Genomic DNA, 8,033 nt, shown 5'->3' with positions numbered 1-8,033 from the left:
AGACAACCATATAATAAATTTAGAGCATATGGTTAAAGATAAAGAAGAGCATATCGAAAATCTAGAACAGATGTTTGAAGAGAACGATAATCATATAAGAAATTTGGAGTGTATGGTTAAAGATAAAGAAGAACATATCGAAAATCTAGAGCAGATGTTTGAAGAGAAAAACAATCATATAAGAAATTTGGAGTATATGATTAAAGATAAAGAAAAGTATGTTGAGAATTTAGAAAATATTGATGAATATAAAGACAAAAAGATATTGTTTTTAGAACAAGTTATTAAATCTTTTAAAAGGAAAAATCAATTTACTCTATTTATTAGGAAGAAAACATTAAAAAACCCTATGAAAATTTGTAAAAAAAGTGTTTTTTTTGATAAGAAATGGTACCTGGATTCTTATCCTGATGTAAAAGTCTCAGGACTAGATCCGGTAATGCATTATTTAAAATATGGTGCAGCTGAAAAACGAGATCCAGGTCCTAATTTTTCAACCTTATGTTATTTGGAAGAAAATCCAGAAGTAGAACAAATGGGTATGAATCCTTTAGTGCATTATGAAACTCAAAAGGTTTTCTGAATAAATAACTAGAGTGTCGAATGAATTAAATTTATGTATCTAAACTCAAGTTATATGCACATTAGCAACTATGACAGCTTTGTTTTAAATATATTCTTAGTTTCAAACTAATATTAGCCTTTTGGTCCTTTCAATTATAGATAGCCGCAAACATCGATCTGTTAAAATTTGATATCAATGCACTAGAATAGTCTCAATCTAAGGAAAAATGTATTAAAAAATCATAGTTGTATTCTTCAATTTAATGCACTAAAGTATTACACGATTAACCAGACGAAAAGCTCTGAATTTTTAAAAGTATTAATTTAGATTTACTTAAAACTTAGGGAAAAAATGTTTCGATTAATGGAAATTTGGCGAAGAAGTAAGGTATCAAATAAAAAAACGATTAGAATTTGTAAGAATAGTGTTTATTTTGATGCTAATTGGTATTTAAATCGTTATCCTGATGTAAAAGCCTCCGGTTTAGATCCAGTATTTCATTTCGTACAATATGGTGCTGTTGAAAGACGTGATCCTGGTCCTAATTTTTCAACCGCCGATTATTTATCAGAGTATCCTGAGGTAGAAAAAGAAGGTATCAATCCTTTAGTACATCTTGAAAAAACACGTAAGAAATTTACGAATACCAAAAGAAATTATAAAGATTGGGTTAGTTTATATGACACTATTACTGAGAGTGATAGGCAAAATATTAAAGATAAAATAGCTAATCTGGAATATACCCCTACTATTTCTATAGTTATGCCAGTTTATAACTCATCTGAAAAATGGTTAAAGCTAGCAATTGATTCTGTTCTAAAACAACTCTATCCTTATTGGGAACTTTGTATTGCTGATGATGCTTCTACTGCTGCTCATGTAAAACAAGTTTTAAGTGATTATGTTAAAAGAGATTCACGAATTAAAGTCATTTATCGTGAAACGAATGGCCATATTTCGGAGTCAAGTAATAGTGCATTGCAATTGGCGACAGGTGAATTCATCGCTTTATTAGATCATGATGATGAATTAACGGAGCATGCATTATATAAAATCGCTGAAGAATTGAATTATTATCCTAATGCTGTATTAATTTATAGCGATGAAGATAAAATCGATAGCTACGGAACACGTTACGAACCTTACTTTAAGTCAGATTGGAATCCAGACTTATTTTACAGCCATAACTTTATCAGTCATTTGGGTGTTTATAAGCGTTCAGTAGTTAACAACGTGGGTGGGTTTCGTAAAGGCTATGAAGGGAGTCAAGATTATGATTTGGCGCTTCGAGTTATTGAAGTGATTACACCAGATCAAATTCGTCATATTCCACATGTTTTATATCACTGGCGTATTCTTTCCGAGTCTGTGTCAAATTCAAAAGCATATACATGTGAAGATACAGCACGAAACGCAATTCAAGCCCATTTAGAACGTCAAAATATAATTGGCGCACAAGTAGGACAAAATCCTTTTTTACCTAATTTTCATCGTGTTATTTATCCTTTACCTAAGGTTGAACCTTTAGTAAGTATTATTATTCCAACAAAAGATAAAGTAGATGTGCTTAAATGTTGCATTGAAAGCATTCTTAAAAAAACTGAATATTCCAATTTTGAATTAATAATTGTTGATAATCAAAGTCAGCAACAAAAAACATATGATTATTTTGAACAATTAAAACAGAATCAAAAAATTAAAATTATTCCTTACTATAAACCCTTTAATTACTCAAAAATCAATAATTTTGCTGTAACACAAGCACAGGGAGAAATAGTATTATTTCTTAATAATGATACGGAAGTTATTTCTTCTTGTTGGCTAACGGAGATGGTTAGCCAAGTTATGAGGACTGAAATTGGGGTGGTTGGTGCCAAACTTTATTATCCTGATGATACTATCCAACATGCTGGTGTTATTGGTGGTTATGGTTTAGTAGCTGGACATATATTTTCCAGATGGCCTAGAAAAATACATGGTTATATGGGAAAAGATTCATTGTCACAAAATTTTTTAGCAGTTACGGCTGCATGTATGGCTATGCGACGTTCGGTATTTGAAGAATTAGATGGATTTGAAGAAAATACGTTGAAAGTGGCTTTCAACGATGTCGATCTTTGTTTACGTGCCTATAGTAAAGGTTATCGAATTCTTTGGACTCCTTATGCAGAATTATATCATCATGAATCATTAACTAGAGGTAGTGCCCAAACTGAAGAAGAAAAAGCCCAAGAAAAGAAAGAAGTTATTTATATGGTAAAATATTGGAGTGATTTACTGCAAAACGATCCATTTTATAATCCTAATTTAAGTCTAACAGGTAGTCATTATTCTTTAGCATTCCCTCCTAGATGCTTTTGGAATAAAAGTACACTCTCTACAAGTGTTAAATCTAAAGAGGTAGATTTACCCACTAGTCCTCAAGTTACACTTAACGAGAATTTAATTTCCCCATACGAGTTTGATAAGGATTATTATTTAACACTTTATCCTGATATCGCAAATGCGGATATAGATCCTTATTTTCATTTTATAAATTATGGAAAATCGGAAGGAAGAAGAGGAAGTCCTTTTAATCTATATAAAGATGTAACTCCTTTTAATGATGCAAATGAAACTGTACTTTTAGTAAGCCATGATGCCTCTAGAACAGGAGCACCAATACTTGCACTTAATATTGCGGAAGAATTAAAAAAGCAATTCAATGTAGTTATTCTACTGTTAAATTCTGGTGGTATAACTTTATTTTTTGAGCAAACCTGTAATGCGATAATAAGCATCGATAGGTCAATTCATTCTAATAGGTTTTTTATAGATAATTTGGTGCATCAAGCGGTTGAGCAATATAATGTTAAATTCTCAATTGTTAATTCAATTGAGTCCTTTTATGTGTTGGAGCCTTTAGCGAGACGTTTTATCCCAAGTATTCTCTTAATTCATGAATTTGCAACATATACACGTCCTCATTGTAAGTTTATGGATGCTTTTCTATGGGCTGGTAAAATAGTTTTCCCTGCTAAAATTGTTCAAGATAATGCGATTAGTAATTATACTGAAAAGGCGATTCATTCGACCCAAGTACTTTCTCAAGGTAAATCAAATATACCTGTGGAAGCTGGGATAATGAGAAAGAATCATGAAATAAATATTAAAAGTCATAAAACCTATGACAATCAATTGCAGTCTAAACCTTTTTTAGTTTTAGGTGTAGGTTCAGTACATTATCGAAAGGGAGTTGATCTATTTATTGCAACTGCGGCAGAACTGAAACGATCTTATCCAGAATATAATATTAAAATGTTGTGGGTTGGTTCAGGATATGATCCGGAGCATGATATTTCTTATTCTTGTTATCTTGAAGCACAAATTGAACGTTCTAATTTAACAGGTTACTTTGAATTGATTGATGAAGTTTCTAACTTAGATGAATTGTATCAACAGGCAGATTTATTTTATTTATCTTCACGTTTAGACCCTCTGCCGAATGTGGCTATTGATGTAATGGTGCTTGGAAAACCACTGATTTGCTTTGATCAAGGAACTGGAATAGCTGAAATTTTACAGCAGGATTCGGATACTACCGAATGCATTATATCTCATTTAAGTATTATTGAATCAATGCAGAAAATTATTCGATTTTATCAGTCGCCCGAATACTATTCTTTAATTTCATCAAAAATTAAAAAATTAGCTCAAAACTATTTTGATATGAACAATTATGTTTCTAACTTATTATTTCTTTCAAAGAATCAAATGAAACTTGTTAGGCAAGAAGAGCTTGATTGTATTACTTTAGAAAATTCAGATGATTTTAAAGTAGATTTCTATTTACAATCGGATGTTAGCCGGCAAGATGCTATCCGAAAGTATGTTAGGTCTTGGCACAGTAAAGTTAACTTGCTTAGGAAACCAGCACCTGGATTTAATCAAACAATTTACCATATTTATAATAAAAATAAGGATGATACTGTAGAACCATTTGCTGATTATATCCGATCGGGAAAACCAAAAGGTCCCTGGCAAGAGCAAATAATTATTCCGAGTGATAGTTTTTTTGGTAATGAGAAAAAATTACGATGTGCTATTCATATCCATGTTTTTTATTCTGACCTTTTAAAAGACCTCATGGATCGTATTCAAATTAATGAATCAGATTTCGATGTCTATGTTAGTACTAATGAGGTCTTATTCAAACAAGTATCGGAAATTTTATCAGACTATGAGCAAATAAATACTAAAATCAAAGCTGTTCCCAATAGAGGTAGAGATATAGGGCCATTGATAAGTGCGTTTGCTGATGAATTACAAAAATACGAAGTGATAGGTCATTTTCATACTAAAAAAAGCTTAGACATTAAAAATGCTCAATTTGCTCGCGATTGGTATCTTTTTCTTATAGAAAATTTATTAGGTGGTAAGCATCTAATGGCTGATCAAATTATAAATGAATTTAAAAAGGATATAAAAATTGGTTTAGTTTTTGCTGATGATCCGTATTTATTAGATTGGGGAAAAAATAAAGTTTTTGCTGATGAACTCGCGGAGAAAATGAAACTTTCAAGTATACCTGAGCATCACTTTAATTTTCCTGTAGGAACTATGTTTTGGGCAAGACCTGAAGCTATTAAACCTTTGTTTGAATTAAAATATTCGTGGGATATGTATCCTGAAGAGCCATTGCCGTATGATGGATCGATCTTGCATGCTATGGAAAGACTTATTCCGATTATTGTATCCAATCAAGGCTTTACGCAGGCATTAACTCACATACCTGGACTAACGCGTTAAATTTATAAGTTGATCTTAATTCATGAAGATATCTGATCTTAATATTTTAGTATTAGGTGCTAATGGCTTTATCGGCTCTCATTTAGTGGATTCGCTTGTGGAGCAAGGCTGTTCAGTCAGAGTATTGGCACGCACAACCTCTACTCATTCAACCAATATCCACTCTAAACATGTTCAGTATATTAGAGGTGATTTTGTTAAAGAATTAGATATTGCTAATGCAATGCAGGGTTGTGATATTTGCTTTCATCTGATTTCTACTGTCTTGCCCAAAACCTCTAATTTAGATCCTATTTTTGATTTAGAAACAAATCTAGTAGGGTCGGTTAAATTATTAAATCATGCGGTGAAATCAGGAATAAAAAAAATTATTTTTCTTTCATCAGGTGGAACTATTTATGGTACTCCATTATATCTTCCGATTGATGAAAATCACCCGACAAATCCAATCTGCTCTTATGGGATTACTAAGCTTGCGATTGAAAAGTATCTGGCACTATATAATCAGCTTTATGGGCTTGATTATACGATATTGAGATTATCCAATCCATTTGGGGAACGACAGCGCATTAACTCAATGCAAGGTGCCGTAGCTGTTTTTTTGGGAAAAGCTTTGAGTAACGAGCCAATAGAAATTTGGGGAAATGGTACCGTTGTGAGAGACTATATACATATATCAGATGTAATCAGTGCAATGCTTCAATCCATTACCTATGTAGGTGCTGAGCATATTTTTAATATAGGATCAGGGCAAGGTATTAGCTTGAATGAAGTACTGGATGAAATTGAACGAGTTACTCAATTTGAAGTAAAACGAAGATATACAGAAGGTAGGGTATTTGATATATCAACTAGCATTCTCTCAATAGAACGAGCAATAAAAGAATTAAAATGGGCTCCGAAAGTTTCTTTTACAGAAGGACTTACACGCATGATGGATTGGATTAATGCAATCGAATTTTGCTCATAACTAAGTGGCAAAAAGGATAATACACAGCAACAGGAATTCTCTAAAAAATATACAGAAATTGAAAGAGATGAGCCAGAAATTGGGTTGGAATTCAATTCAGGAGGGTTATAATGTTAGTACAGCTGTTAAAGAAACAGATAACAACGCAGAACTTTTTTTATTTTTTTGCAATTGCTTGTTTTTCATATGCATCTTATATTGCAATAAACTATGCTAATCAAGTTCCTCTTGATTTCTATGCGTTCAGGCAAACTCAAACTGCTCTGACTGCATATTGGCTCATGAAAAACGGGTTTCATCTTGCTTATGAAACCCCAGTTGGAGGACCGCCCTGGAGTATTCCTTTTGAATTTCCGATTTATCAATACATTGTTGCCATTATAACAAAGTTTACGGGTGGAAATATAAATACTATTGCTCGGCTTATAAGTTATCTTTTCTTGGTTCTTTGTTTATTTCCGGTTCGCTCAATAACTAAAAGCCTGCATTTCCCCAAAGCAGCATTTTATTTATTTATTGCTTTTTTTCTCTCCAGTCCAATATATCTCTATTGGGGACGCACTTTTATGATCGAAACAGCAGCATTATTTTTTTCTCTTGTGGGAATAAAATATTTTGTTGTTCTGATTCAATCCGATAAATCTTATAAAGATCAGATTCTTTTTGCATTGTTTATGAGTTTAGGTATATTGCAGAAAGCGACAACAACATTGCCTATTCTTATATTATTATTCATTTGTTATTTTTTGTTAGAGGTAAACAAGAATCACCATTCATTAAAATTACTTTGTAATAAAAAAATGTTCTTTACCCTAATTCTCTGTTTTGGTTTGCCTATCAGTATAGGCACATTATGGACAGTATATACTGATCATATTAAAGAATTGAATCTTTTTGGTGGTCAACTAACTTCAAAGTCACTGCACTCTTGGAACTGGGGTGACTTGCATCAGAGATTTTCATCTACTTTTTACATCGATGTTCTTTGGAAAAGAATTTTTCAACAGAATCTATCAGGGATATTTGGTATTGGAATAGTCCTTATTGCATTAGGCTCTAAAATCGATAAAGTGACGAAATTTACTATTCTGGTATGTTTATTATTAGGGCTGATGCCGCTATTTTTGTTTACAAATCTCCACATTGTTCATTATTATTACCAAACCGCAAATATAATATTCCTCATCTATGCGATAGCGTTGTCTACAAATTACGTGTTAACTGAATATTGTAAAAATATTGCCTTATCACTTTTGATCGTAACGTGTATGCTTATTTCAAATTATTACTATTTCTCTCAAGATTATCTGGGCACAATTAAAGCCGATTTTAATACTGAAAATTCACGTGATTATGCTGTAGCAAGTGTATTAAAAAAGGAAATACCAGAAAACAAGTATTTTATTGCCTTTGGTAACGATTGGAGCTCAACGCTTGCTTATTTATCGGAGAGAAAATCTTTTACTGTGCCTGAGTTTTTTAAATATTACAATAAGATTGCTTTACATCCAGAAAAATATACTAAGAATTCACAACTGGGTGCAGTAGTGGTATGTCCTTCAGTGCAAATACCAACAGTCGACTATTTAAGCCAATGGGTATCAACACAAGAGAGTTGGAAAATAATTGAAGTGCAGGGGTGTCACATAGCATACCAATCTAAATAACTCTTGGAAATCAATAAGAAATACATTAGGATTAATTGCTATT

Annotated in this window: 4 protein-coding genes; all 4 read left to right on the top strand. The window is 32.2% G+C overall.

Annotated features, from left to right (window positions below; all coding sequences use genetic code 11):
• Positions 1 to 583: hypothetical protein (locus Lgra_RS03845; RefSeq protein WP_238584343.1), on the top strand; the 583-nt coding region annotated here is incomplete at its 5' end.
• Positions 584 to 916: 333 nt separating this feature from the next.
• Positions 917 to 5,353 (top strand): glycosyltransferase, encoded by a 4,437-nt coding sequence (locus tag Lgra_RS17200; protein ID WP_065231751.1) that lies wholly within the window; start codon positions 917 to 919, stop codon positions 5,351 to 5,353.
• Positions 5,354 to 5,375: 22 nt separating this feature from the next.
• The gene (locus Lgra_RS03835) at positions 5,376 to 6,323 is read left to right on the top strand and encodes an NAD-dependent epimerase/dehydratase family protein (protein ID WP_058497968.1); all 948 of its coding nucleotides are present in this window, start codon (positions 5,376 to 5,378) and stop codon (positions 6,321 to 6,323) included.
• 110 nt (positions 6,324 to 6,433) lie between these two features.
• On the top strand, positions 6,434 to 7,990 hold the full coding sequence (locus tag Lgra_RS03830) for a glycosyltransferase family protein (protein WP_058497967.1): 1,557 nt from the start codon (positions 6,434 to 6,436) through the stop codon (positions 7,988 to 7,990).
• The last annotated feature ends 43 nt before the right edge of the window (positions 7,991 to 8,033 follow it).

Source organism: Legionella gratiana (assembly GCF_001467695.1).
GTDB classification, from domain to species: domain Bacteria; phylum Pseudomonadota; class Gammaproteobacteria; order Legionellales; family Legionellaceae; genus Legionella; species Legionella gratiana.
This window is presented reverse-complemented; position numbering and strand designations above follow the sequence as displayed.